Source organism: Mesorhizobium sp. B2-3-6 (assembly GCF_006442305.1).
Taxonomy (GTDB): Bacteria; Pseudomonadota; Alphaproteobacteria; order Rhizobiales; family Rhizobiaceae; genus Mesorhizobium.
Genome location: NZ_VFVW01000001.1, coordinates 856,987 through 879,292 on the forward strand (window position 1 = coordinate 856,987; position 22,306 = coordinate 879,292).

Genomic DNA, 22,306 nt, shown 5'->3' on the forward strand with positions numbered 1-22,306 from the left:
CTCAGCACCATGACCGAATATCTACCATAGCTGCCTTCACCCAGTCAAGAAAAAATTCCTATCATAAAAAGTGCCGGCGCGCGGGATTGGCCGCCATCGGGCCCCTTGTTGCCCCGAGTTCGGAGCCCTGGCGGTCGGATGCGACGGCTTGCCCCATGATATGGCCGTCTTTATCAAGGACAGGCAAATTCAATTGCCATTGCCGCCTTGAGTCGCCAACAAATCATGTTTTTCAAATTGCTTCGTCTCGTCTTGATGTTCGCGCTTGTCCTTGCGGCGCCGCTTTCGTTCGATGCGTCGGCGCAAGGGCTTGGCCAGGCGCCTGCCGGACTGGTCGCCGACCAGCAGAAAATCCTTCAGGACCTGACGACCAAGACCGACAATTTCGACAAGAAGATCCAGCAGGACGGTGATGACGATGCCACTCTCGTCGATATCCGCCTGCAGCTCGAGGAGTTGTCGCGGCAATCGCTGAACAGCGCGCTGGCCTTCCGCACCCGCCTTAGCGAGATCAACAGCCGGCTCGAGCAACTCGGCCCGGCACCCGCCGCCGGCCAGCCGCCCGAGCCCGATATCGTCAGCACCGAGCGCCAGGCGCTGGTCTCCGAAAAGGCCGAGATCAACGCGGTCATCGCGCAGGCGCAGACGCTGTCGATCCGCATCAGCGGGATGATCGACAAGATCGGCAACATGCGCAGCGCGCTCTTCCGCAATCTCCTGACCAAGCGCTATGTGCTGTCGGATGCGCTGAGCCCACAGGTCTTTTCCGACGCCCGCGACGAGTTCGGCAATTTCTACAAGGCGGTCTCGTCCTGGCTGAGCTTCGCCTTCAGGTTCAAGTTCCAGGCCATTCTGGCGGCTACCTTCGTGGCGCTCGGGCTGGCCCTGGTGCTTCTGGTCGGCGGCAGGCGGTTGTTTGGACGGGTGTTCGAAGCCGATCCGTCCAATGAGGACCCGTCCTATCTCAGCCGCCTGTCGGTGGCCTTCTGGTCGACATTGCTGCCGACGCTGGCGGTCGGCGCCTTTCTTGGATCGACGATTTTCTTTTTCAACTATTACAACGTTTTGCGCGGCGACATTGGCCTTTTCCTCAACGCGCTGGCGACGGTCATCGGGGTGGTGTTCTGCGTCAATCGGCTGGCCAATGCGGCGCTCGAGCCGAGGCTGCCGAACTGGCGCCTGATCCCGGTCGAATCCGGCCCGGCGCGTTGGCTGGTGCGCCTGACCACCGCCATGGCCGTGGTCATCAGCGTCAACACCTTCCTGTCCGTCATCAACGACAAGATGGGATCGCCGCTGTCGCTGACGATCGCGCGCAGTTTCGTGGCCACCATCGTCGTCGGCATCATCCTGATCCTGATGGCGATGCTGCGGCCGTTCAAGGCCCGTGACGGCAGCTGGCGGCCTTGGCCGGCATGGCTGCGCTACCTGGCGCTGGCTCTGGGGCTCTTCACCATCATAGCCGCCTTGCTTGGCTATATCGGCCTTGCGCTGTTCGTGTCGCTGCAGGTGGTGGTCACCGGCACGGCGCTCGTCACCGCTTATATCGGCTTCCTGTCGGCACAGGCGATCGGCGACGAGGGCGCCTTCGCCAATACGTCGGTCGGGCGCTGGCTGTCGGCCAATTCCAGCTACGAGGACACCGCACTCGACCAGCTCGGCCTTGTCGTCAGCGTCGCCATCAATGTGATGATCGTGCTGGTCTTCCTGCCGCTGATCCTGTTGATGTGGGGCTTCCAACCGGGCGACATCCAGGCCTGGGCTTACAAACTGGCGACTGGGATTAATATCGGTTCGGTGACGATTTCGGTCACCGGCATCCTTTCGGGCATCGTCGTCTTCATCATCGGCTATTTCCTGACGCGCTGGTTCCAGGGCTGGCTCGACGGTTCGGTGATGGCGCGCGGCAAGGTCGACACGGGCGTGCGCAACTCGATCCGGCTGGCCGTCGGCTATGCCGGCGTGGCACTCGCGGCACTGATCGGCATCTCGGCGGCGGGCATCGATCTGTCCAGCCTGGCGCTGGTCGCCGGCGCGCTTTCCCTCGGCATCGGCTTTGGCCTGCAGAACGTGGTGTCGAACTTCGTCTCGGGCCTGATCCTGCTGGCCGAGCGGCCGTTCAAGGTCGGCGACTGGATCGTCGCCGGCGACATCAGCGGCACCGTCAAGAAGATCAGCGTGCGCGCCACCGAGATCGAGACCTTCCAGCGGCAGTCGGTGATCCTGCCCAATTCGAACCTGATCAACAACGCCGTCGGCAACTGGACGCACCGCAACAAGCTCGGCCGCATCGACATCAAGGTCGGCGTCGCCTATGGCAGCGACGTCAAGCAGGTGCACGCCGTCCTGCTCGAGATCGCCCGCGGTCATCCGCTGGTGCTGAAGAACCCCGAACCCTTCGTGCTGTTTTCCAATTTCGGGCCTGCCGCGCTGGAATTCGAGATCCGCCTGTTCCTGGCGGATGTGATGAACGGCAACATCGTGCAGAACGATATCCGCTTCACCGTGCTGGAGACGTTCAGCGACCAGCATATTGAGATACCCTCGACGCCACGCGCGGTCGTCGAGCCCAAGCATGCGAAGGCCTGGCCGACCGACGACGACAAGATCGAGGCCGATTTCGCCGAGCAGGAACGAGCAAAGGCGGAAGCCGCGGCCGAGGCCAAACGTCTAGCCAGATCGGGACGCAAGGCGAAGAAACCTGATCCGGATTAGATCGGCGATCGGAAGGTTTCAGGCCGTCGAAACCAATTGCGGCATGAATGCGGCATTCAGTTGCGGTTCAGCTTCCATCTCATATAAGCTCCCATGCAAAGGCGAGGATGCCTTGCGAAATGCAACAGAGGCGGTGGGAACACCGATATTGCACATGTGGAAGTCTCTCGTCGCTGCCGTCGCCTTGCTCGCCGTGAGCGGCTCGGCCCATTCCGCCAGCGCGGTCAACAAGGACGCCGAGACCCGCACGCTGATCGTGACGGAAGGCGGCAGCAAGACCGACCTGGCGTTGGCCGCCGGCGAAACCGTGGAATTCTGCCCGAATGGCTGCTTCGTCACCTTGCCCAATGGCGACCTCGAAGCCCTGACCGGCTCGGAAACGGTCGAGATCTCGGGCGGCGTCGCCCGCATCAAGTAATTTCGACGGCATGCCTTGAAAGGCCGGACATTTGTCCGGCCTTTTATTGTTTTCGGTAACAGTTGTTTAACAATGACGCCGGAAATACCGCGGCGGCAGCCGCCCACAACCGGGCGTTTTAACGTTCGTTACGCCGTCTCCCCGCTATACGTCTTGCGAAGACGCCGACAAACGGCGCGGCGGGTTCGAGGCAGGGCAGGACGACATGGACGCGCGGTCCGACGGAAACGCAATACCGCTTGCGGTCGATCTCGACGGCACGCTGATCGCGACCGACCTGCTATGGGAAGGACTGTTCATCCTTCTCAAGAAGAACCCGCTCTACATTTTCCTCGTGCCTTTCTGGGCCGCCGCCGGGCCGGCCCGGCTGAAGCAGGCCATCGCCCAGCGCGTCGATATCGATCCCGCGTCGCTGCCTTACCGCGCGCCATTGCTCGACCGCATACGGGCCGAGCATGCCGAAGGCCGCAAGATCGTGCTGGCGACAGGCACGCCGCGCAAATTCGCCGACGCCATCGCTCGCCACCTCGGTGTCTTCGACAGGGTGCTTGCGACGGACGGGGTCGACAATCTGACTTCCGGCAAGAAACGTGCCTCGCTTGTCGCGGCCTATGGCGATGGCGGCTTCGACTATGCCGGCAACAGCCGCCATGATCTCCAGGTTTTCGATGCGGCACGCAGCGCGATCGTGGTGGCGCCGGACCGCCACGCCGCGCGCTGGCAGGCGGCGCATGGCGCCGAAACCATGTCGGCGCCGAAACCGACATTGCGGACCATCGTCAAAATGCTGCGCGTGCATCAGTGGCTGAAGAATTCGCTGATCGCGGTGCCGATGGTGCTGTCGCATGAATATTTCAACGCCGGCATGATCTGGGAGTGCGTGCTGGCGTTCATCTCGTTCAGCGCGGTGGCGTCGGCCATCTATATCCTCAACGATTTCTTCGACCTGGCGCTTGACCGCAAGCATGCCACCAAGCGTCACAGGCCATTCGCCAGCGGCGCGCTCTCCATCCCGTTCGGGATCGGCGCGATCGCGGTGCTGCTGGCGATCGGCATCGGCACAGGACTGTTTCTGGCGCCCGAATTCCTCGCCGTGCTCGGCGGCTACATGGCTGTCACCACGGCTTATTCGCTGTCATTCAAGCGCATGCTGCTGGTCGACGTGCTGACGCTGGCCGGCCTCTACACGATCCGCGTTCTGGCGGGCGCGGCCGCGACCGGCGTCGAGGTCTCGTTCTGGCTGCTCGCCTTCTCGATCTTCTTCTTCCTGTCGCTGGCGCTGGTGAAGCGCTTCGTCGAATTGCGCACCACGGCCATTCCACCCGGCGAGCGCATTGCCGGGCGCGGATATCGCACCGAGGACCAGGAGATTGTCGCTCAGGCCGGCATGGCTTCGGCCTTCTCCTCGGCACTGGTGCTGGCGCTCTACATGGACAGTGTCGCGGTGCGTGAGCTCTACCCGCATCCCTGGCTGATCTGGCCGCTGCCGCCGATCGTGCTTTATCTCACCATGCGGGTCTGGATCCTGGCGCGTCGCGATGAGATGCATGACGATCCGGTCGTGTTCATCATCCGCGACTGGCGCAGCCAGATCGTGGTGCTGATCGGCGCCGTGCTGCTGGTGATTGGGGGCTGGTAGACATGGCCGGCGAGCGCTTCGACAGCTTCGGGCGCGCGACGTTGCCCGCGCCCCGCGTCATCGGCATCGATGACGCGATCGTGTTGCTGAAGGGCGGCCAGGCCAGGCAAGCCTCGCTGCTTGCTTATGGCAATGGCAGATCCTACGGCGATTCCTGCCAGAACGAGGCCGGCGCGGTCGTCGACATGCGGCCGCTGAACCGCATCCGCGCCTTCAATGCCGAGACCGGCCTTCTCGAAGCGGATGCGGGCGTGCTTTTGTCCGACATCATTGCCCACGCCGCGCCCTACGGCTTCTTCCCGGCAGTCGTTCCGGGCACGCAGTTCGTCACGCTCGGCGGCGCCATAGCCAACGACGTCCACGGCAAGAACCATCACCGGCGCGGCACGTTCGGCTGCCATGTCGAAAGCCTCACGCTGCTGCGGTCCGATGGACAGACCTACCGCTGCTCCGCCACGGACAATCCGCGGTTGTTCCGGGCGACGATCGGCGGCATGGGGCTGACAGGCCTGATCCTGTCGGCCTCGATCCGGTTGATGCGGGTGCATTCCCTCGACATCATCGAGAAGGTGACGCCGTTTCGCGACCTGGGCGAGTTCTTCGACCTGGCCGAGGCGGCGGACCAGGCCAATGAATATGCCGTCGCCTGGATCGATCAGCTCGCCGGCGGCAGGCGCAGCGGGCGCGGCCTGCTGTTCACAGGCAACCACGCCGAGCATGGCTCGCACACCGCCGCGCGTGCCGGCGGCAATTTCGCGGTGCCGTTCCAGCCGCCTTTCAATGTGCTCAGCCGGCCGTTCCTGAGCGCCTTCAATGCGGCCTACCGATGGCGGAAGGGCCGCTCTGCCGCGCCGCGCCAGGTCGGCTACCAGGACTTCTTCTTCCCGCTGGACGGTGTGCGCGATTGGAACAGGCTTTACGGTCCGAACGGGCTGTTCCAGCACCAGAGCGTTGTGCCGGAAGAAGCCGCGCGTGAAGCGGTGCCGATGCTGCTCGCGGCTGCCAGGCGGGCGGGGCAGGGCTCGTTCCTCACTGTTCTGAAACGCTTCGGCGGCGTCCGATCCCCGGCGCTGCTCTCCTTCCCGCGGCCTGGCTACACGCTGACGCTGGATTTCCCCAACAGGGGAGCCGCGACCCTGGCATTGCTGGATGAACTCGACCGCATCGCCATCGGAGCCGGCGGAGCGGTCAACCCCTACAAGGATGCGCGCATGAGTGCCGCAACCTTCGCCGCGTCCTTTCCGGAGTGGTCGCGGCTGGAGGCGCAGCGCGATCCGGCCTTCATGTCCGGCTTCTGGGCGCGCACCGCGAAAAACATCGACCTGGGAAGGCGGGGCGCCGAGGCCGCCGAATAGATAAAATTGAAATGGATCTTGGTTAGCGACTGGTTAACGAGGAGATTTACTCAAAATATCCTTGTGAGTTCACGAAATCTTTTCGGGTTTGTAATAGAAGGCGTCACGGGTGGGTGAGCAGCTATGAAATATATCGTCTTCATTCTCTTTACGGTCATGACCAATGCGGCCGCGCAGCTGATGCTGAAGCAAGGCATGATGTCGCTTGGACCGATCTCGTTCGAAGGCGCCAACCCGCTTATCAGGCTTTTGCAGATCGTCTTCAGCCCCTGGGTGTTCCTCGGCCTGTGCACCTTCGTCATTTCCATGGCCTCGCATCTCTACGTGCTGTCCAAGGTCGAGCTTTCCTTTGCCTACCCGTTCCTTAGCCTCGCCTATGTCGCCGTCGCGGTCTTCGCCTATTTCGTCTTTCGCGAGGACCTCAATGGCTGGCGCATCGCGGGTATCGGCTGCATCTGCGTGGGCACGGTGCTGATCGCCCAAAGCGGCCGAGACCTGGGTGACCACGGGCATGACGAGCAGACCGTTTCCATCACCTCCGACAAGATCGGCACCAGCGAGATCGTTCGATGAGACATGTGATTTTCGGCGGCGACGGCTTTGTCGGTCGCCACCTTGCCCCGAAGCTCGTGGCGGATGGCGAGGAGGTTGTCGTCGCCGACATCGTCAAGAGCGATCTTGCGCATTATCGCAACGCCGGCTTCATCCATTGCGACGTGACCGATCCCGCATCGGTGGCGGCGGTCGGGCTGAAGGCCGATGACATGATCTACAATCTGTCGGCAAAGATGCTGTCGCCGATCCAGGTGCGCGCCAAGCGGCACGATTTCTTCTTTCCGGTCAATTTCCATGGCACCGAGCATATCATGCAGGCGATGGACAAGGCCGGCGCACCCAGGCTTGTCCACTACACGACCGACATGATCTACGGCCATACGGTCACCTTCCCGATGACCGAGGAGCATCCGGTCGCGCCGCTCGGCGAATATGGCTGGTCGAAGCAGAAGACGGAGGAACTGGCCGCCGAATGGCGCAAGCGCGGCATGTCGATCTCGCTGTTTCGTCCGCGCCTGATCATCGGTCCCGGCCGCCTCGGCATCCTTGAAAAGCTGTTCAAGCTGATCGACTGGAACCTTCCGGTGCCGCTGATCGGCTCGGGCCGGAATCCATACCAGTTCATTTCTGTTTTCGATTGTGCGGAAGCGGCCCGCGCGGCCTGGAAAGCCGGCGTACCGAACGAGGCCTATAATCTGGGTTCGCTCAACCCGCCGCCGGTCAGGAAATTGCTCGGCGACCTGATCAGGCATGCCGGTTCGAAATCGATCCTGATCCCGACACCGGGCTGGGCGGTGAAGCGCACGCTGGACCTGCTCGACCTGATGAACCTGCCGATCATGGATCCGGAGCAATATCTGATCGCCGACGAGGAGTGCGTGCTCGACGTCTCCAAAGCGGGACGCCAGCTCGGCTGGGTGCCGCAACATCGCGACGAGGACATGCTGATCGCCGCCTACAGCGAATACCGCGCCAGGAAGGCCGGCCACGCCGTCGCCACCAAACATGTGCCCGCCGAATAGCAGCCCGCCAACAGTTTCATTTGCGCACGATCCCCGATCCTGCGCGCGGACAGGAGATTGAAATGACCGTCATGGCCAAGCCCGATCAGGCGAGCGCACGCACCATGGTCAGCGCGCCGGCGCTGTCGCCAGCCACCATCGCCAAGCCTGACCTGATCAGCGTCGAGCAGGCCAAGGCGATGGACGTCGCTGCGATGACGGACCTGTTCAAGGCGCATCTCAACCCGGGCCAGCTGCATTTCATGAAGCTGCTCGGCTTCCACAAGGTCAAGATCGAGCGCGCCGAGGGCATGTTCTACATCGACCAGAACGGCCGCAAGATCCTGGATTTCTTCGGCGGCTTCGGTTCGCTGGCCTTCGGCCACAACCATCCGCGCATCCTCGAAGCGCGGAAAAAATTCCAGGAGGAGAAGCGCCAGGAGATCGCCATCGCCTTCATGTCGCAATATGCGGCCGCGTTGGCCCACAACATCGCCAAATGTTCGCCCGGCGATCTCGACATGGTGTTTCTGGGCTCGTCCGGCTCGGAAGCGATGGAAGCGGCGGTAAAACTCGCCGAGCGTGCCGCCGGTCCGAAGCGGCCCAAAATCGTCTATGCCGAGAATTCCTTCCACGGCAAGACCAAGGGTGTGCTGGCGATCACCGACGGCCAGCTCTACCGCGCCGATTTCAAGGTGGCCGACAATGCGGTCCGGATTCCGTTCGCCGACATCGAAGCGGTCGAGCGCGCATTCCGCTCCGATCCCGAGATCGGCGTCATCGTGCTGGAAACCATCCAGGGCGGCGGCGGCATCATCCAGGCGCCCGCGGAATATTGGCAGAAGCTGCGCGCATTGTGCGATCAATACGGTGTGCTGTGGGTGGCCGACGAAGTGCAGTGCGGCTATGGCCGCGCCGGCCGCTTCTATGCCTTCGAACATTATGGCGTCGTTCCCGACGTGACGGCGCTCGCCAAGTCGCTCGGCGGCGGCAAGGCGGCGGTCGGCGCGATGGTCGCCAGGCGCGAGATCTATATGAAAGCCTATGGCACGCCGAAGACGGCGATGATCCATGCCATGGCGACTTTCGGCGGTATGGGCGAGGCCTGCGTCACCTCGATCGAAGCGCTCAACGTTCTCTATGACGAGGGCCTGATCGACAATGCCGCCGCTACCGGCGAGTACCTTTTGCAGCGCCTCCAGGCACTGAAGGACAAATACCCCAAGATCATCAAGGACGTCCGCGGCAAGGGGCTCATGATCGGGCTCGAGTTCCATGATTTCTCGCAGACCTTGCCCACGGTGTTGCGGCCGGTGGTCAGCGTGCTTGACGACAAGCTGAAGGGCTCGCTGTCGGGCTTCGTCGGCGCGCTGCTGCTGCGTGACTATGACGTGCTCGTCGCCTTCACCGAGTACAACCGCAACGTCATCCGGCTCGAGCCGCCGCTGATCTGCCAGCGCGAGCATGTCGACCGGTTTGTCGATGCTTTCGACAGCCTTTTGTCGCGCGGCATTGTGGGAATCGTGAAGGATTTCGTCAAAAGCCAGGTTCGTTGAGCCCCACGACGATGCTGACCAAGTCGCCCACTCCGCAAAACCCGCTCGACCGGCTCACAGCGGCCGGCCTGGCGTGGGGTGAGGGGACCTATGCGCGGCTGGCGGCACCCATCGGCGCGGCGGCTTTCGCGCTCTACATCCTTTTGACGGCGCTGACGGCCTGGTTGATGCCCGATTCTAATTGGGACATGCTTCCCTATCTCGCCATATCAGAGGAAGGCACATACCCCGATGCGCAGGCGCTGCATGATTATGCCTACAACACCGTCAAGGCCGGGGTCTCGGCAGGTGACTACAAGACGCTGACCGATGATGGCGGCGGCTTCCGCAGCCACATGGCGGAGAATGCCGCCGACTTCCATTCGCTGCTCGGCATGTACCGGATCAAGTTCCTCTACGCCGAGATCCTGTCGACGCTGAGCGCGGCGATGTCGCCGGTCGAGGCGATGCGGCTGGTGCAGGTAGCCTCGGTGCTGCTGTTCGGCGCGATCACGCTGCTCTGGCTGCGCTCGGAAAAGGCCCTGGCGCTGGCGCCGGTGATCGGCGCGGTGTTGATCATGGCCGATTTCGGCGATGCGGCGCGCGCCTCGACGCCGGATCTGCTGACTTCGGCACTGCTGCTCGGCGGGCTTTACGCCTATGTCAGGGGCCGCGAGGCGGCGACGGCGATCCTGCTCTTCCTCGCCTTCATGGTGCGGCCGGACAATATTGTCTTTCTTGCCGTTTTCGCCGTTCTGCTCATCGCCTTCCGGCAGAAGGCATGGGGTGCGCTGGCCGGTTTTGCGGCGTCTTTCGTCGCCTATTTCGCTATCTCGCACTGGGCACATCATCCTGGCTGGTGGCCGCATCTGTGGTTCTCCAGCGTCGCGCAGCACTACAACATGGACGGATTCGAGCCGCCGTTCTCGGTCGTTGCCTATCTCAAGGCATTTGCCGCATCGCTGCTGCGCGCCGTCAACCTGAACAGCTGGGTTGGCGTCTCGGTGCTGGCGCTGGCCGGCTGGTACGCGGCCGGCCGGACCGGCTTCCGGCTCGACCGACGCGCCGGCATTCTGTTTGCCGCGCTCGTGCTCGGCGCGCTGGCGAAATTCACCGTCTTCCCGATCCACGACACGCGCATCTATTTCCCGCATCTGGTCCCGCCATTCCTGCTGCTGGCCACCCCTTTCATGGCGCTGTGGGTGACAGTCGCCCGCGGCCAGCACCGCGCCGCCTTGCATCCAATTCCCGGAGACACGCCATGAGTTCGCTGTCCAGCCTGACGCGCATAGCGCTGTCGCTTGGCCTTCCGGCTGGTTTGCTCGACCGCGGTCCGTCGCTGCGCGGCACGAAATTCCTGGCCGGGGCGGCACTGAAAGCGCGTTTCGGCGGGACAAGGCGGCCCTTCCAGATGGTCAATGTCGGCGCCTGCGACGGCGCCCTGTTCGACGATGTCACACCCTGGCTGCATCGCATACCGGGCGCCCGTGCCCTGCTGGTCGAGCCGATCCCCTATAACCAGAAGCGCCTGCGCGCCAATTATTCCGATACCAGCCGCTTCATCATCGAGCCGGTTGCCGTCACGAAAATAAGGGGGACGATCACCGTCCACACCTTCGATGCCGCCGCGCTCGAGGCCGGCACGCTGCCGATCGAGTTCATCGGCTGCTCCTCGGTCACCGACACCAACCTGATGTCGGGCAAGAATGCCTGGGGCGAGGATGACGTGAATTTCAACAAGTTCGCGCCGTATCTCAGGGACATCGAAGTGCCATCCGAGACGTTGCAGACATTGCTCGACCGCAACGGCATAACCCATATCGACGCCTTCCTCGTCGATTGCGAGGGCGCAGACTGGATGGTCTTCGAGCAACTCGATCTCCAACGCTACCGTCCGGGCATGATCAAGGTCGAGGTCGGCGCACTGCCCGCTCAGGAGATCGGCCAGGTCGTGGTCAAGCTCAAGACCGCCGGCTACCAGGTCGGTTTCCAGGCCGAGGACATCTGGGCCTTCGCCTGACGGCAGCGATTTTCCTGATCCAAGTCGGGTCGCGACGCATCCGCGGCGTGTCGCAAACAGGCGGTAGCGCGCTCATCGTCGTCTGCATATTGTGCGCCGATCAGACGGGCGCCGACGCCGCCCGCAACAGCACTTGGAGTCGCGGGCAATGGCAGAGTTTCCGAACAAGGCGAAGGTCGTCATCATCGGCCTGGGTGGCATTGTCGGCGCGTCGATCGCCCATCACCTGATCGAACGCGGCTGGGACGACATTGTCGGTATCGACAAATCAGGCATCCCGACCGACATCGGCTCGACGGCGCACGCTTCCGACTTCTGCTACACCACCAGCCACGATTTCCTGTCCTGCTGGACGACGCTCTACTCCATCGATTTCTACGAGAAGATGGGCCATTACGCGCGCATCGGCGGCCTCGAAGTCGCGCGCGTCGGCGATGACAGCCGCATGGACGAAATCAAGCGCAAGATCGCTTCGGCCAAGGCTTTTGGCACGCGCGCCCGGCTGATCGAACCCGCCGAGATCAAGGAGAAATTTCCGCTCATCGAAGAGGCAATGGTGCAGGGCGGCCTGTGGGATCCCGACGCCGGCCTGGTCATCCCGCGCTCGCAGACGGTCGCCGGCAAGCTCGTCGACCAGGCGGAAGCCTCGGGCAAGCTCAAATCCTTCGCCAACACGCCGGCCCGGTCGCTCGTCGTCAAGGACGGCCGCATCAGCGCCGTGGTGACCGACCGCGGCACCATCGAGGCCGACTACGTCATCGTCTGCGCCGGCATCTGGGGCCGGCTGATCGCCGAGATGGTGGGCGAGGACCTGCCCGTCATGCCGATCGACCATCCGCTCACCTTCTTCGGGCCCTACAACGAGTTCGCCGGCACGGGCAAGGAGATCGGCTGGCCGCTGCTGCGCGACCAGGGCAATTCGGCCTATATGCGCGACACCGGCGACCCCAAGACCGCCGAGGGCGGGCAGATCGAATGGGGTTATTACGAAGAGACCAATCCGCGCCTTTGCCATCCGCGCGACCTGCTCGAGAAGGACCAGGCCCGGCTTTCGCCTTCGCAGCGCGATCTCGACATGGAGCAGATCCTGGCGCCGCTGGAGCGCGCCATGGAACTGACGCCGATCCTGGGCGAACTCGGCTACAACGAAAGCCATTCCTTCAACGGCCTGCTGCAGGTGACGGCGGATGGCGGCCCGTCGATGGGCGAGAGCCAGAAGGTGAGGGGGCTGTGGTATGCCGTTGCCATCTGGGTCAAGGACGGCCCGGGCATGGGCAAGCTCATCGCCGACTGGATGACGGACGGCCGCACCTCGATCGACCATCACGCCATCGACTATGCGCGCTTCTATCCGCACCAGACCAAGGAGCAGTTCATTTGGGATCGCTGCACCGAGACGGCGATGAAGGTCTACAATCCCGCCGTGCACCCGCGCGAGCCCTTCTCCAAGGGCCGCAACATAAGGCGCTCGCCCTTCTGGGAGCGCGAGAAGGAACTCGGTGGCTATTTCATGGAGCTGGGCGGCTGGGAGCGCGCGCACGGCTATGCCGCCAACGAGCATCTTCTGGAGAAATACGCCAACCGGGTGCCGGTGCGCGAGAACGAATGGGACAATCGCCATTTCTGGCGCGTGTCCAATGCCGAGCATCTGGCGATGAGCGAAGACTGCGGCATCGTCAACCTGTCGCACTTTTCGATGTATGACATCGAGGGACCTGACCACGTCGCGCTGCTGGAGTGGCTGTGCGCGGCCAAGATCGGCGGCGACAACAATATCGGCAAGGGCATCTACACCCACTTCCTAGACGAGGAAGGCATGGTGCGCGCCGACTTCACGGTCATCCGCATGGCCGACCGCTGCCGTTTGATCGATGGCGCGGACGCCGGCCCGCGCGACTTCCAGTACATGCGCCGCACCGCGCAGGATAAAGGTTTCGATGTCACCATCACCGATGTGACGGAAAAATACGTCACCATCGGCATCTGGGGCCCGAACGCGCGAGCAACCCTGCAAAAGGTGGTCGAGAATCCCGAGGGCCTTGCGCTGGAGAATTTCCCGTTCGCCGCGATCAAGCCGATCCGGATCGCCGGCAAGGACGTCACCGCCTTCCGCATCTCCTATGTCGGCGAACAGGGATGGGAACTGCACATGCGCTACGAGGACGGCCTGGCCGTCTGGGATGCGCTGCGCTCGACCGGCGTCATGCCGTTCGGCGTCGAGACCTATGCCAATACGCGGCGCATGGAAAAGAGCCTGCGTTTGCAGAATGCCGATCTGCTCACCGAGTACAACCTGCTCGAGGCCGATCTTGCCCGCCCGAAAGTCAAGGAGAACGACTTCTGCGGCAAGGCCAAGCACCTGGAATACCGCGCCCGCGAGCACCAGCCGGCGATGCTGTGCACGCTGGTGATGACCGAAAACACCGATTCCAAGGGTGTGGCGCGTTATCCGGTGGGCACGATGCCGGTGCTGGACCCCGAGACCGGCGAGACGTTGGTCGACGAACTCGGCCGCCGTTCCTTCACCACGTCGGTCGCCTACGGCCCGACCATCGGCAAGAACATCGCGCTCGCCTATCTGCCATGGGCCTATGCCCAAGAGGGCCGCAAGCTGAAGGTGGAGTATTTCGGCGAGACCTATCCGGTCGAGGTCGCTGGTGTCGGCTACAAGCCGCTCTACGATCCGGAGAATCTGAAGCCGAGAAGCTAGGCAACCTCCCAGCAGGGCTCGTGAGCAAATTTTTGGATAAGCCCGGCGGCCAAGGTCGGGCTTTTCTCTTTTTCGGCTGGCGATTCTGGCTTACCCTGCGGCATGTCTGCTTTTGCTCGCGCAAGACATCTGCTTTCAGGCGCCGCCGCCCTGGCGCTGATGCTGTGGCTGGCCCCGGTGTCGCTCGCGGACGAACCCGTCGACGTCGAACTGGTGCTGGCGGTCGACGTCTCGCTGTCCATGTCGGCGGACGAGCTCGAGATCCAGCGTCGCGGCTACGCTGCTGCATTGACGCACGATCATGTGCTGCAAGCCATCGCCGCCGGCGCTTATGGCAGGATCGCCGTTACTTATGTCGAATGGGCTGGCACCAACTCGCAGCACGTCATCGTGCCGTGGACGGTGATCTCCACTCGCGCCGACGCCGAGCAGGTGGTGGCGCGGCTGTCCGCCCAGCCTCCCAACAGCGCGCGGCGCACGTCTATCTCCGGCGCGCTGGAATTCGGCGCGGACCTTTTCGCCGAAAGTGGCTTTCAAGGGACGAAGCGGGTCATCGATATTTCCGGCGACGGCCCCAACAACCAGGGCGCGCCGGTCGATATCATCCGCGACGAGGTGGTCAAGCAAGGCATCGTCATCAACGGGTTGCCGCTGATGACCCGCGGCGGCTTCACCAGCGCCTACGATGTCAACGATCTCGACCGCTATTACAGCGACTGCGTCATCGGCGGTCCCGGAGCCTTCATGGTTCCGGTCAACGACTGGACGCAGTTTCCCGAAGCTATCCGCCGCAAGCTTGTGCTTGAGCTCGCCGGACCGGCCTCGCCGCGGTCGGTTGACCAGGCCAATCGTCCGCCGGTGGTGCTGGCGCAGGCCGAACAAACCAGCGATTGCCTGGTCGGCGAAAAGATGTGGCGCAACCGCAATTGGATGCTCGATAGCCGCTGAGAAATTCCAGAAAAAGCGCATAGCGCTTTGCCGGTACGCGCGTAACGCTTTCCCTTTGGAATTGATTGAAAAAAATAGTTAAAGCGGTTCGGCGTTTCCGTGAAATGCCGAACTGTTCCAGGCTTGCCAGTCCGGCAGAAGCAGTGGCAAACTGACCTTGCCGCGCCATCCGGCGGGCGGGGTGACGCGGTCAAACCGAGGAAACACCAGATGAGACGTCTAGCTATCCTGACTGCGGTCGCGTCCATGCTTTACGCCGACGGCGCCAGCGCCCAATACGACGATCAGGCCGCCTGCATCATGTTCGAAAATGGCAATTTTCGCGGACGGTCGATCGCGCTCGGGGCCGACGATTCGGTCAATTTTCGCGGCCGCGAGTTCTGGAACGACCGCGTGTCGTCGGTGATCGTTCGCCGAGGCTGCACTCTCGTTGCCTATGAGGATTCGCGCAGGGGAGGCCGATCGATCGAGATCAGGCGCAGGGTCCGCGATTTCGGCGGTAGCGACTGGAACGACCGAATCTCGTCCGCGGAGTGCTACTGCGACCAGTATTGACGACAAGGTCCTCGGCCTTGCCGTTTTGTGGCGGCAAGGCGAACCTTCGTCGCCGACGATGTGGGCAAACACGGCCCTGTTCATTGACAGCCGGGCGGCGTCCGTGAACATTCCCCCAGAGAAAACAAAGGGGAACTGACATGAACAGGACCATTATCCTTACGCTGGCGCTTGCCGCCGGCTTGTCCGCGCCGGCGATGGCCGCCACATCGGTCACTATCGGCATCAGCGGCTGGACCGGCTTCGCGCCGCTAACGCTCGCCAAACAGGCGGGGCTCTTCGAGAAGCACGGCCTCGACGTGACCTTGAAGAAAGTGCCGCAGGCCAGCCGCCCGCTCGCCATCGCCAGCGGCGACCTGCAATGCGCCGCCACCACGGTCGAGACGTGGCAGGTGTGGAACGCCAGCGGCGTGACCACCAAGCAGATCTTCCAGCTCGACAAATCCTACGGCGCCGACGGCATCGTGGTGCGCAACGACATCAAGACCGTCGCCGACCTCAAGGGCAAGACTGTCGCGTCCTCGGCGCCGGGCACCTCGCCCTATTTCCTGCTGGCCTGGGTGCTGAACAAGAACGGCATGTCGACAAAGGATGTCACGGTCGTCAATCTCGAGCCGGACGCGGCGGCGCAGGCGTTCCTTGCCGGCCAGAACGACGCGGCCGTCACCTATGAGCCGTTCATCTCGGCCGTGCGCGACAAGGCCGACCAGGGCCACATATTGGCGACCACGCTCGATTACCCGATGGTGCTCGACACGGTCGGCTGCACGCCCGAATTCCTCAAAGCCAATCCGGACGCCGCCAAGGCGCTTGCCGACAGCTATTTCGACGCGCTCGACCTGATCAAGAAGGACCCGCAGAAATCCTACGGCATCATGGGCGCGGACGTGAAACAGTCGGCCAAGGAGTTCGAGGATTCGGCGAAGTACCTGAAATGGGCCGACCGGGCGGAGAACAAGCAGTTCTTCACCAAGGAGTTCCAGGATTTCTCCAAGACCGCCGGCGAGCTTCTGCTGCAGATGGGGCTGATCAAGGAAGCGCCTGACGTCTCCACGCTGGCCGATACCAGCGCCGTGGCGAACTGAGCGGCCGCTGTCTTGCGGCGGCGCCCCGCGCCGCCGTTTCGCTTCCACAAGGACCGTTGTAAATGCCGCGCCCCCTGCATCCGATCTCGCCGGGCACGCGAACCGTGCTCGGCATTTCCTTCTTCGTGCTGTTCGTCGTTTTCTGGGCGTGGATCACGCTTGGCGGCCACGTCAACCGCATCTTTCTCGCCGATCCGCTGTCGATGCTGCGGGATGGCTGGCGGCTGCTGGTCGAGGACCGGTTCTGGCTCGACATACTGATCACCATCTGGCGCGTCTTCGGCGGCTTCGTGCTGGCATCGGCCGTCGCCGTGCCGCTGGGCATAGCGATGGGCGCGTGGAAACCTGTCGAGGCCTTCCTGGAGCCGTTCGTCTCCTTCGCCCGCTACCTGCCGGCCTCGGCCTTCATTCCGCTGCTCATCCTTTGGGCCGGCATAGGCGAACTGGAGAAGCTGCTGGTCATCTTCGTCGGCTCCGTGTTCCAGATCATCCTGATCATCGCGGTAAAGGTCGGCTCCACGCGTCGCGATCTCGTCGAGGCGGCCTACACGCTCGGGTCCACGGACAACGGCATCGTCAAGCGTGTGATCATGCCTGCCAATGCGCCCGAGATCGCCGAGACGCTGCGGCTGGTGCTCGGCTGGGCTTGGACCTATGTCATCGTCGCCGAACTGATCGGCTCGTCGTCGGGCATCGGCTACATGATCATCAACAGCCAGTCGCGGCTGGCAACGGGGCAGATCATCTTCGGCATCATCGTCATCGGACTGATCGGCCTGTTGTCCGACCTTGCCTTCAAGGCGCTTAATCGTTGGCTCTTCCCATGGAGCCTGGCATGAGCAAGCTTCTCATCGAGGGCGTCTCGCGCACGTTCGCCGGCGTGCGCGGCGGCTCACCCGTCCAGGCGCTGATGCCGATCGACCTGGCGGTCGCGGCCAATGATTTCATCACCATCCTGGGACCTTCTGGATGCGGGAAGTCGACGCTCTTGCGCATCGTCGCCGGGCTGGAGGCGCCGAGCGAAGGGCGCGTGCTGCTCGACGGCAAAGCGGTGACCCGGCCGGGGCCGGATCGCGGCATGGTCTTCCAGTCCTATACGCTGTTCCCATGGCTGACGGTCGCCGAAAACATCGCCTTCGGCCTGCGCGAACGCGGCATGGCCGAGCGGGAGAGGGGCGAAATCGTCGCCTCCTATATCGACCTCGTCGGGCTGAAGGGCTTCGAGAACCACTGGCCGAAGCAACTTTCCGGCGGCATGCAGCAGCGCACGGCGATCGCCAGGGCGCTGGCCAATGACCCCGCGATCCTTTTGCTGGACGAGCCGTTCGGCGCGCTCGACAACCAGACGCGCGGGCTGATGCAGGAACTGCTGCTCGGCATCTGGGAACGGCGCAAGAAGACGGTTCTGTTCGTCACCCACGACATCGAGGAGGCGATCTTCATGGCATCGCGCGTGGTGGTGATGACGGCCAGGCCCGGCCGGATCAAGTCGGACGTCACCATCGACCTGCCGCACCCGCGCCACTACACGCTGAAGACCAGTCCGGAATTCTCCGTGTTGAAGGCGCGGCTGACCGAGGACATCCGCGTCGAGGCGATGCGGTCGGCAGAGGTGCTCTGAGGCGCGCCGCTATGCCGCCAGCAGCTGCTTGCGATCGACGCGTTCCTGCTGCGGCGAGCGGGCGTAGAGCTCGCGGTAGCATTTCGAAAAATGCGAGGCCGAGACGAAGCCGCAGGCGACCGCCACCTCGACCACCGGCATCGAGGACTGGATCAAGAGATGCCTTGCACGGTCGAGGCGGATTTCGAGATAATAACGGGCCGGCGAGCGTCCCATCTCGGTGCGGAACAGCCGCTCGATCTGGCGGCGCGACAGGTCGACATGGTCGGCGATCTCGATCAGCGACAGCGGCTCCGACAGATTGCCTTCCATCAGTTCGATGATGGTCAGCACTTTCGAGTTCTGTACGCCGAGCCGGGCGCGCAGCGGCAGGCGCTGGCGGTCGGTGGGGCTGCGCACACGGTCGGTCAGCACCTGTTCGCAAACGCGGTTGACGAGATTCTCGTCGAAATCGTCGCCGATCAGCTTCAGCATCATGTCGAGCGCGGCGGTGCCGCCGGCGCAGGTGTAGATGTTCTGGTCGATCTCGAACAGGTCGGCAAAGACATTGGCTTTCGGGAATGCCTCGGAGAAGCCGGGCAGGTTCTCCCAATGGATGGCGCAGCGCTTGTTGGACAACAGGCCGGCAGCGGCCAGAACATGCGCTCCGGTGCACAGGCCGCCGACGGAGACGCCGCGATTGTATTCCTCGCGCAGCCAGGCAAAGGCGGACTTGTTCTGGTAGCGCTCGACATTGGTGCCGCTGCAGACGATGGCCATGTTGGGGCGATCCGGCCCTCCCATCTTCCTGCGCTCCTCCTCCAGCGAGGTGTTGACCGCGCATTCGACACCGTTCGAAGCGCGCACCGGCTTGCCGTCGATGCTGGCGAGGCGCCATCGATAGGCCTCGTAGCCGAGCATGCGATTGGCCGAGCGCAGCGGGTCGAGCGCCGTCGCAAAGGCGATCATGGTGAAGTCGGGAATGAGAAAAAATACAAACGATCGCTTGATCGGATGCTTAACGGCGTTCACGGGAACCTCACGCAGCCATGGCGCGAACAGAATGTCGCGAATAGCATAGCGACAACAGGAAAAACCATCCTTGTCAATCGGCTAAGGAGCTTTAGCAAGATTTAATTTGCGACATGGGTCGCAAATGAGCAATCGTGTTGCGATGCCGCGCAGCCGCGGCGCCGTCCATGATGGAAGCGCCGTCAGGGGTGTGCAAACAAACGCCGCCTCGGCGGAACCGGGCGGCGTCATCTATTCAGGCAGCGCGAGGGAGCGCTGCCTGCGGGATCGGTTCAGGCGACAAAACCGAGGCGTGCGGCAGCCATGGCGCCGGTCTGGCCGGGCATGGTGTTGGCAAGGCGCTGGCGCTCGAGGGCCGTGGTCAGGTTCATTTCGCGGCGAGGGAAAAGGCGGGCAAAAAGCTTCATGTTCATCTCCAATCGGTTGCTCAGACGGGTCGCCTTCGCTTGATGGAGTGGGGCAGCTCGTTTGCTGGCGTGGATATAGGCTTGTGTAAGTAAAAACTAAATCGCAAAAGCGAAGCACTTGATATGAAAAGCGACACGCAAGGCGGGAGGCTTTGTAGGCATTCCCGGATTTTTCGATAATTTACAAACGGTTAGCTTAAAACCAAGCCGCTATGCGGCTTGTTCATATGCGCCATGCAGCGGCAGCATGGCTCCGAAATTCATGTGAACGCAAATAAAACGGCAAAACAGGTCGGTAAAACAAGAAGACCTGCCGGGCGGTTTGCGCGGCAGGCCTTCAATGCATGGTACACACGGTTTACTTTGCTCCAGCCCAGGATCCGACGCCGGCGCGTATGCCGGCCTTCGTGTCGGCCGCTTCAGGCCAGCCAATATCCTTCTGCAGCTCGATCGGCAGGGAGCGGATGGCGCGTTCGGTCTGGTAGCGGGCGCGGGCCGCGCTGAATTCGGTCGCAAGCCGACCGATGGATGACAGGATAGACATTTCGATCTCCTCATGTCGGGGCGGAAGTGCCCGGCAATGCCTTACGTCAGGTCTGTATCAGCTTCATTGCATGTCGAAGGCAGGTCTGTGTCGTGATCGTTTCGTGGCTGCCTTGGCAGCATCCTGCTTCGATGGAGTTGACTATGCGCTCGAACTGATGTTCAATCAAACGAAATGGAATGATAGTTTGCATCAGAAAAATTGAAGGTCGATCGTCATGAACGCCCCACTCAATCATCCGCTGCCGCTGCTGGACCTCGACGTGCTGCGCACTTTCGTGGCGATCGCCGAAACCGGCAGCTTCACCACAGCGGCCAATGCGGTCTTCCGTACGCCCTCGGCGGTCTCCATGCAGATCAAGAAGCTGGAAGATATTCTGGGCCGCTCGGTGTTCGCGCGCGATGCGCGCTCGGTGACGCTGACCACCGACGGGGAAATGCTGCTGGGCTATGCCCGTCGTCTGCTGTCGATCAATCGCGAGGCGGTGTCCAAGTTCATCATTCCCGATATTGTCGGCGTGGTGCGGCTGGGTTCGCCGGACGATTATGGCGAGCGCGTGCTGCCGCATGTGCTGAAGCGTTTTGCGCAGTCGCATCCATCGATCGCCGTCGACGTCACCATCGACCAGAGCAGCAATCTGCGCCGGCGCATGGATGACCGGGCGCTCGACATCACGCTGCTCACCAATTCCTACAAGACCAGCGCGCTCGGCGCCGAGGTGCTGTTGACGGAGCCGATCGTCTGGGCCGGCGCCAAGGGCGGCTGCGCGCATCTGCGCGAACCCTTGCCGGTGTCGCTGTGGGAAGAGGGCTGCGCCTGGCGGGCAGGGGCGCTCGAAGCGCTGAGCCGCGAGGGCCGCAACTACCGCATCGCGTATATGAGCGCGCATACGGCCGGCCAGCGCGCCGCCATCATGTCAGATCTCGCCGTGGCGCCGCTGCCGAAGTCTTTCCTCGGCAACGACATGGTCGAGCTCTGCCCCAAGGACGGCATGCCCGATATCGGCACCTATAACCTCGCCATGGTGGTAGCGCCGGACGCCAGCGCGCCGGTCAAGGCGGTGGCCGACCACATCCGGGCGACGTTCGAAGTCTTCCGGGAAACCGGCAAGTTCTGATCAACCGGGGTGCTCTGACTGGAGGCTCTGCCCCGAAGCCTCGGTGGACGGCGCTTCGAAGCTTGCGCCGGCGCCTTCAACAAGGGGCGAGGGGTTCTCGGTCAGAAACGCCACGATCCGTTCGCGCGCGCGGCGCGATTCCGGCATGTCGATCAGCGGCCAGACGTGGAACATGCCTTCCTCGTGCACGAGCTCTACCTCGACGCCAGCGGCCCGTGCTTTTTGTGCGAAGATCAGATTGTCGGGCGTGAGAAGATCGCGAGAGCCCGCCAGGAGCAATGTCCTGGGCAGCACCGAGAGGTCGCCATAGACGGGGCTGATATGCCAGTCCGTCGGGTCTATTCCGGCACTGTAGAGCCGGATAGCCTCCCGTCCGCCCGCGATGCCCAGCCAGGGATCGTTCCGCTCCGCCTCGAACACCTCGGGGTTTGCAAGCGAGACGTCGAGCCCGGGTGAGATCAGCACATGGCGCGACGGCAAGGGCAGGCCTTCTTCGGCAGCCATCATGGTGAGCACCACGGCCATGTTGCCGCCGGCGGAATCGCCCATGAAGATGATGTCTTCCGCCTCCGTCTCGCCGAGCATCCGGCGATAGACGTCGCCGACCATGCCGAACATGGCGTGGAAGTCATGCTCGGGCGCGATGGGATAGATGGGCACCGTAAAGGCATAGCCCAGCCGGTCGGCCATGTCGGCGATCAGGTGCCAATGATAGGGCGTGATTTCAAAGACATAGGCGCCGCCGTGCAGATAGAGAACCCGCTTGCGCTCGCCGGCCCTGGGGGCGATCTCGTAGACGGGAAAGCCGTCGACGGTGCGCGTCTCGATGTTGAAGCGCTGCTGCACTGACACCGGAGGGTGATGGTCCTCTGTCCGGCGCGCCGCAGCGATCCAGCGCTGCAGGTTTTCCGGGCTGGAAAACGCCTTCTTGCGACTGTGCCTGAGCACGAAGGACACGACGTGGCTTTTCAAACTTGGCATGCGGATACACGAACTTCGGCGGCAGCCGACTAAGAGAAGTCCCCTTCATATTTGAAGATCGTGCCCTGGTCGAAGATGTCAAGATTTAC

General features: G+C 62.9%; 20 protein-coding genes. 16 read left to right on the forward strand and 4 right to left on the reverse strand.

Features of this window, described 5'->3' with window-relative positions:
- Window positions 1-225: 225 nt before the first annotated feature.
- The 15 genes from FJ953_RS04165 (at window position 226) to FJ953_RS04235 (ending at window position 18,157) form a co-directional block, all read left to right on the forward strand.
- Window positions 226-2,715 (forward strand): mechanosensitive ion channel family protein, encoded by a 2,490-nt coding sequence (locus FJ953_RS04165; protein WP_140516361.1) that lies wholly within the window; start codon window positions 226-228, stop codon window positions 2,713-2,715.
- Between the two features lie 154 nt (window positions 2,716-2,869).
- The gene (locus FJ953_RS04170) at window positions 2,870-3,133 is read left to right on the forward strand and encodes a hypothetical protein (RefSeq protein WP_140521120.1); all 264 of its coding nucleotides are present in this window, start codon (window positions 2,870-2,872) and stop codon (window positions 3,131-3,133) included.
- Between the two features lie 205 nt (window positions 3,134-3,338).
- The gene (locus tag FJ953_RS04175) at window positions 3,339-4,772 is read left to right on the forward strand and encodes a UbiA family prenyltransferase (RefSeq protein WP_140623250.1); all 1,434 of its coding nucleotides are present in this window, start codon (window positions 3,339-3,341) and stop codon (window positions 4,770-4,772) included.
- Between the two features lie 2 nt (window positions 4,773-4,774).
- Window positions 4,775-6,127 (forward strand): FAD-binding oxidoreductase, encoded by a 1,353-nt coding sequence (locus FJ953_RS04180; RefSeq protein ID WP_140495631.1) that lies wholly within the window; start codon window positions 4,775-4,777, stop codon window positions 6,125-6,127.
- Between the two features lie 123 nt (window positions 6,128-6,250).
- Window positions 6,251-6,700, forward strand: coding sequence for an EamA family transporter (locus FJ953_RS04185; RefSeq protein ID WP_140521117.1), 450 nt, complete (start codon window positions 6,251-6,253; stop codon window positions 6,698-6,700).
- Window positions 6,697-7,704 (forward strand): NAD(P)-dependent oxidoreductase, encoded by a 1,008-nt coding sequence (locus FJ953_RS04190; protein ID WP_140623252.1) that lies wholly within the window; start codon window positions 6,697-6,699, stop codon window positions 7,702-7,704. Before FJ953_RS04185 ends, FJ953_RS04190 begins: the two co-directional genes overlap by 4 nt.
- 104 nt (window positions 7,705-7,808) lie before the next feature.
- Complete coding sequence (locus FJ953_RS04195) at window positions 7,809-9,239, forward strand: aspartate aminotransferase family protein (protein ID WP_181171562.1); 1,431 nt, start codon at window positions 7,809-7,811, stop codon at window positions 9,237-9,239.
- Window positions 9,240-9,250: 11 nt separating this feature from the next.
- The gene (locus FJ953_RS04200) at window positions 9,251-10,483 is read left to right on the forward strand and encodes a DUF2029 domain-containing protein (RefSeq protein WP_140623489.1); all 1,233 of its coding nucleotides are present in this window, start codon (window positions 9,251-9,253) and stop codon (window positions 10,481-10,483) included.
- Window positions 10,480-11,238 (forward strand): FkbM family methyltransferase, encoded by a 759-nt coding sequence (locus FJ953_RS04205; protein WP_140623256.1) that lies wholly within the window; start codon window positions 10,480-10,482, stop codon window positions 11,236-11,238. The genes FJ953_RS04200 and FJ953_RS04205 overlap by 4 nt, the downstream gene beginning before the upstream one ends.
- A 148-nt stretch (window positions 11,239-11,386) precedes the next feature.
- The gene (locus FJ953_RS04210; protein WP_140521113.1) at window positions 11,387-13,948 is read left to right on the forward strand and encodes an FAD-dependent oxidoreductase; all 2,562 of its coding nucleotides are present in this window, start codon (window positions 11,387-11,389) and stop codon (window positions 13,946-13,948) included.
- Window positions 13,949-14,050: 102 nt separating this feature from the next.
- Entirely contained in the window at window positions 14,051-14,896 is an 846-nt protein-coding gene (locus FJ953_RS04215; protein WP_140564158.1) for a DUF1194 domain-containing protein, read from the forward strand.
- Between the two features lie 210 nt (window positions 14,897-15,106).
- Window positions 15,107-15,451: a peptidase inhibitor family I36 protein gene (locus FJ953_RS04220; protein WP_140495638.1), complete on the forward strand. Its 345-nt coding sequence runs from the start codon at window positions 15,107-15,109 to the stop codon at window positions 15,449-15,451.
- 140 nt (window positions 15,452-15,591) lie between these two features.
- Complete coding sequence (locus FJ953_RS04225; RefSeq protein WP_140516347.1) at window positions 15,592-16,536, forward strand: ABC transporter substrate-binding protein; 945 nt, start codon at window positions 15,592-15,594, stop codon at window positions 16,534-16,536.
- A gap of 62 nt (window positions 16,537-16,598) precedes the next feature.
- Window positions 16,599-17,375, forward strand: coding sequence for an ABC transporter permease (locus tag FJ953_RS04230; RefSeq protein ID WP_140495640.1), 777 nt, complete (start codon window positions 16,599-16,601; stop codon window positions 17,373-17,375).
- Complete coding sequence (locus FJ953_RS04235; RefSeq protein WP_140623258.1) at window positions 17,372-18,157, forward strand: ABC transporter ATP-binding protein; 786 nt, start codon at window positions 17,372-17,374, stop codon at window positions 18,155-18,157. Before FJ953_RS04230 ends, FJ953_RS04235 begins: the two co-directional genes overlap by 4 nt.
- Before the next feature lie 9 nt (window positions 18,158-18,166).
- Here the strand turns inward: FJ953_RS04235 and FJ953_RS04240 are convergent, their stop codons facing one another.
- The 3 genes from FJ953_RS04240 to FJ953_RS04250 all read right to left on the reverse strand — a co-directional run bounded on the left by FJ953_RS04240 (window position 18,167) and on the right by FJ953_RS04250 (window position 20,119).
- On the reverse strand, window positions 18,167-19,168 hold the full coding sequence (locus FJ953_RS04240) for a GlxA family transcriptional regulator (protein ID WP_140495642.1): 1,002 nt from the start codon (window positions 19,166-19,168) through the stop codon (window positions 18,167-18,169).
- 272 nt (window positions 19,169-19,440) lie between these two features.
- A complete protein-coding gene (locus FJ953_RS31090; RefSeq protein ID WP_127853696.1) occupies window positions 19,441-19,575 on the reverse strand; it encodes a hypothetical protein in 135 nt (44 codons plus the stop codon).
- 358 nt (window positions 19,576-19,933) lie between these two features.
- Window positions 19,934-20,119, reverse strand: coding sequence for a hypothetical protein (locus FJ953_RS04250; protein WP_140495643.1), 186 nt, complete (start codon window positions 20,117-20,119; stop codon window positions 19,934-19,936).
- Between the two features lie 217 nt (window positions 20,120-20,336).
- Between FJ953_RS04250 and FJ953_RS04255 the strand changes: the two genes are divergently transcribed.
- Entirely contained in the window at window positions 20,337-21,236 is a 900-nt protein-coding gene (locus FJ953_RS04255; RefSeq protein ID WP_140495644.1) for a LysR substrate-binding domain-containing protein, read from the forward strand.
- Here FJ953_RS04255 and FJ953_RS04260 read toward each other — a convergent pair whose 3' ends face one another.
- The gene (locus FJ953_RS04260; protein WP_140495645.1) at window positions 21,237-22,217 is read right to left on the reverse strand and encodes an alpha/beta hydrolase; all 981 of its coding nucleotides are present in this window, start codon (window positions 22,215-22,217) and stop codon (window positions 21,237-21,239) included.
- Window positions 22,218-22,306: the final 89 nt, after the last annotated feature.

What these genes read in the sequence shown, in the direction of transcription:
- FJ953_RS04165 (WP_140516361.1), top strand. Translation starts at nt 226, where the DNA reads ATGTTTTTCAAATTGCTTCGTCTCGTCTTGATGTTCGCGCTTGTCCTT.
- FJ953_RS04170 (WP_140521120.1), top strand. Translation starts at nt 2,870, where the DNA reads ATGTGGAAGTCTCTCGTCGCTGCCGTCGCCTTGCTCGCCGTGAGCGGC.
- FJ953_RS04175 (WP_140623250.1), top strand. Translation starts at nt 3,339, where the DNA reads ATGGACGCGCGGTCCGACGGAAACGCAATACCGCTTGCGGTCGATCTC.
- FJ953_RS04180 (WP_140495631.1), top strand. Translation starts at nt 4,775, where the DNA reads ATGGCCGGCGAGCGCTTCGACAGCTTCGGGCGCGCGACGTTGCCCGCG.
- FJ953_RS04185 (WP_140521117.1), top strand. Translation starts at nt 6,251, where the DNA reads ATGAAATATATCGTCTTCATTCTCTTTACGGTCATGACCAATGCGGCC.
- FJ953_RS04190 (WP_140623252.1), top strand. Translation starts at nt 6,697, where the DNA reads ATGAGACATGTGATTTTCGGCGGCGACGGCTTTGTCGGTCGCCACCTT.
- FJ953_RS04195 (WP_181171562.1), top strand. Translation starts at nt 7,809, where the DNA reads ATGGTCAGCGCGCCGGCGCTGTCGCCAGCCACCATCGCCAAGCCTGAC.
- FJ953_RS04200 (WP_140623489.1), top strand. Translation starts at nt 9,251, where the DNA reads ATGCTGACCAAGTCGCCCACTCCGCAAAACCCGCTCGACCGGCTCACA.
- FJ953_RS04205 (WP_140623256.1), top strand. Translation starts at nt 10,480, where the DNA reads ATGAGTTCGCTGTCCAGCCTGACGCGCATAGCGCTGTCGCTTGGCCTT.
- FJ953_RS04210 (WP_140521113.1), top strand. Translation starts at nt 11,387, where the DNA reads ATGGCAGAGTTTCCGAACAAGGCGAAGGTCGTCATCATCGGCCTGGGT.
- FJ953_RS04215 (WP_140564158.1), top strand. Translation starts at nt 14,051, where the DNA reads ATGTCTGCTTTTGCTCGCGCAAGACATCTGCTTTCAGGCGCCGCCGCC.
- FJ953_RS04220 (WP_140495638.1), top strand. Translation starts at nt 15,107, where the DNA reads ATGAGACGTCTAGCTATCCTGACTGCGGTCGCGTCCATGCTTTACGCC.
- FJ953_RS04225 (WP_140516347.1), top strand. Translation starts at nt 15,592, where the DNA reads ATGAACAGGACCATTATCCTTACGCTGGCGCTTGCCGCCGGCTTGTCC.
- FJ953_RS04230 (WP_140495640.1), top strand. Translation starts at nt 16,599, where the DNA reads ATGCCGCGCCCCCTGCATCCGATCTCGCCGGGCACGCGAACCGTGCTC.
- FJ953_RS04235 (WP_140623258.1), top strand. Translation starts at nt 17,372, where the DNA reads ATGAGCAAGCTTCTCATCGAGGGCGTCTCGCGCACGTTCGCCGGCGTG.
- FJ953_RS31090 (WP_127853696.1), bottom strand. Translation starts at nt 19,575, where the DNA reads ATGAAGCTTTTTGCCCGCCTTTTCCCTCGCCGCGAAATGAACCTGACC.
- FJ953_RS04250 (WP_140495643.1), bottom strand. Translation starts at nt 20,119, where the DNA reads ATGTCTATCCTGTCATCCATCGGTCGGCTTGCGACCGAATTCAGCGCG.
- FJ953_RS04255 (WP_140495644.1), top strand. Translation starts at nt 20,337, where the DNA reads ATGAACGCCCCACTCAATCATCCGCTGCCGCTGCTGGACCTCGACGTG.
- FJ953_RS04260 (WP_140495645.1), bottom strand. Translation starts at nt 22,217, where the DNA reads ATGCCAAGTTTGAAAAGCCACGTCGTGTCCTTCGTGCTCAGGCACAGT.